This is a genomic window from Alteromonas sp. ALT199, assembly GCF_018619335.1.
Lineage (GTDB): Bacteria > Pseudomonadota > Gammaproteobacteria > Enterobacterales > Alteromonadaceae > Alteromonas.
In genome coordinates this window covers 1-2,190 of the sequence record NZ_JAHHDX010000075.1, presented here as the reverse complement: position 1 = coordinate 2,190, position 2,190 = coordinate 1, and the positions used below count along the sequence as shown (strand labels likewise).

At 41.9% G+C, this 2,190-nt stretch carries 2 protein-coding genes and 1 pseudogene; all 3 read left to right on the top strand.

Going from position 1 to position 2,190, the window contains the following annotated elements; all coding sequences use genetic code 11:
• Nucleotides 1-451 (top strand): annotated as a pseudogene (locus KL866_RS07355) (prolyl aminopeptidase); the annotation flags it as partial.
• Nucleotides 448-885 (top strand): D-aminoacyl-tRNA deacylase, encoded by a 438-nt coding sequence (gene dtd / locus KL866_RS07350; protein ID WP_025257567.1) that lies wholly within the window; start codon nucleotides 448-450, stop codon nucleotides 883-885. The pseudogene KL866_RS07355 and the gene dtd, both read left to right, overlap by 4 nt.
• Before the next feature lie 235 nt (nucleotides 886-1,120).
• Nucleotides 1,121-2,035 (top strand): bifunctional GNAT family N-acetyltransferase/hotdog fold thioesterase, encoded by a 915-nt coding sequence (locus tag KL866_RS07345; protein ID WP_214994359.1) that lies wholly within the window; start codon nucleotides 1,121-1,123, stop codon nucleotides 2,033-2,035.
• The last annotated feature ends 155 nt before the right edge of the window (nucleotides 2,036-2,190 follow it).

Genomic DNA, 2,190 nt, shown 5'->3' with positions numbered 1-2,190 from the left:
TGTGTGTGATTTCTACAGTGCTATGGTACGTTCGAGTAACGATGTATTACGCCATGCTGCATTAAAAAGATGGTATCAATGGGAAGAGCGCCTTTCCCGTATTACTTTACCGCCAGGAGTGGGAGACTCAACAACCCATTACCCCATGCACCTAGTCACTTGTTTAGCGACACTAGAATGTCACTTCCTTTCCAACCAGTGTTTTTTAGATGAAAACTATATCCTTAACAACATTTGTAAAATAAGTCATATTCCTGGCACAATTATTCACGGTCGATACGATATGATTTGTAAGACAGAAGCAGCTGAAACGCTTCACAAAGCATGGGCCCAAAGCCAGTTGCAAATTGTTCCGGACGCGGGTCATAGCACCTCAGAGCCAAGCATAGGCTATGCCCTTTGCCGCGCTACTCGCGATATGTCACGGTTTATTCAGGAGTCATCTAAATGATAGGGCTTATTCAACGAGTCTCAGAAGCTAACGTTACCGTAGCGGGTGAAGTGATTGGTGAAATTAATAAAGGAATGTTAGTGCTGTTAGGCGTTGAAAAAGAAGATGGTGAAGCTGAAATTGAAAAGCTCACTAGTAAGTTATGTCGCTATCGTATGTTTAGCGACGAAGACGGAAAAATGAACTTAAATATAGACCAAGTGGGTGGCGAAATATTAGTAGTGTCGCAATTCACCCTAGTGGCCGATACGCAGAAGGGTAATCGTCCAGGCTTTTCTCGCGGTGCATCGCCTGAACATGGCAAAGCTATTTACGAAAAATTTGTTCAATCCCTCAAAAATAAAGGCATGAAAGTGGCCACTGGCGAGTTTGGCGCTGACATGCAAGTTGGTCTTATCAACGATGGACCTGTTACCTTTCAATTCAGTGTTTAAGAAGCTTTAGCTAGCTTTACTCAACTGTATTACAGCTAAGTTCACCATGCCTTAATCGAGCTAGAACAAAATAGCTCTTATTACTGCTTAAGTAAAAGTAAGCGTTAGGGTGCGCGAAATAAAGGGTTCTGACTAGCTTAATCGGCCTCTTAGACTTGCTTACATAATTAAGCTTGTGCCTCATGTATTCTTACGTTTAAATACTCGTTCATTCATTTAAGAAGGCCGGTTTATTGTGTACAAGGTAGTCACGCCAAAAAGCGACGCCGAGTTTGAAGCCTATTTTCATTTTCGATGGGAGCACTTACGCCAGCCATGGAATTTTCCCCCTGGCTCTGAAAAAGACGAGTATGAACAAGTCGCAGAGCATCGCATTATCACTAATCGAAATGGCGAAATCGTGGCTTGCGGTCGCGTGCATTTGAATACTGCTGAAGAAGCGCAAATTCGTCATATCGCAGTACATCCTGATCACCATCGTAAAGGGTTAGGTCAAATGATCATGGCTGCGCTCGAAAACGTTGCAAAAGACTTAGGCGCAGAACGAGCGGTAACCAACAGCCGAGAAATATCTATCGACTTTTTTAGCTCGTGTGGTTTTAAGATTGAACGTGAAGCTCCTAACGAATTAGGTATGCTAAAACGTCAGCAAATGGTGAAAAAGTTCACTGAAAATAACACTTTAGTGCTACATCCCAAGTGGTGTAAATCACTACAAGAAACATGGTCTGAGACTATTCCCATTACCGAGCACATGGGTATTAAGCTATACCAGTACACTGGACGCACGCTCGAAACTCGCGCTTCATTGAACAAAAACATCAATATTCACGGCACTATGTTCGCGGGAAGTATTTTCTCTTTGGCCACGTTAACAGGCTGGGGAATGATTTACCTACAGCTTAAAGAGCGCGGATTAGACGGTGATATTGTGCTAGGTGATGGTGATATTCACTACCATAAACCCATTACTATGAAGCCGAGGGCAATCTGCAATATTGAGACCTTGTCTGGTAAATTTAAACCACTGGAAAATGATAACAAAGCACGTTTTGAATTAAGTGTAGCAATTTTGGATGGCGACACTCCTGTAGCGGAATTTGAAGGTGTATTCTACGTTCTTCCCCCTGCAAAAAACGAAGAAGAGTAGCGTTACTTAGACGTGCACCTGTAGCTTGTATATCTAGTATCGAAACTTCTATAAAAAATGTTCAGACATACTGTGATATCAAAAATGTTCAAATTTAAAGCTGGTTTTCATTTATAAAATATCATTAGGTATAAAAAAAGCGCCTTTAAGGCGCT

Bases quoted from the DNA above. Each gene is read 5' to 3' on its own strand.
- dtd (WP_025257567.1), top strand. From the start codon at position 448: ATGATAGGGCTTATTCAACGAGTCTCAGAAGCTAACGTTACCGTAGCG.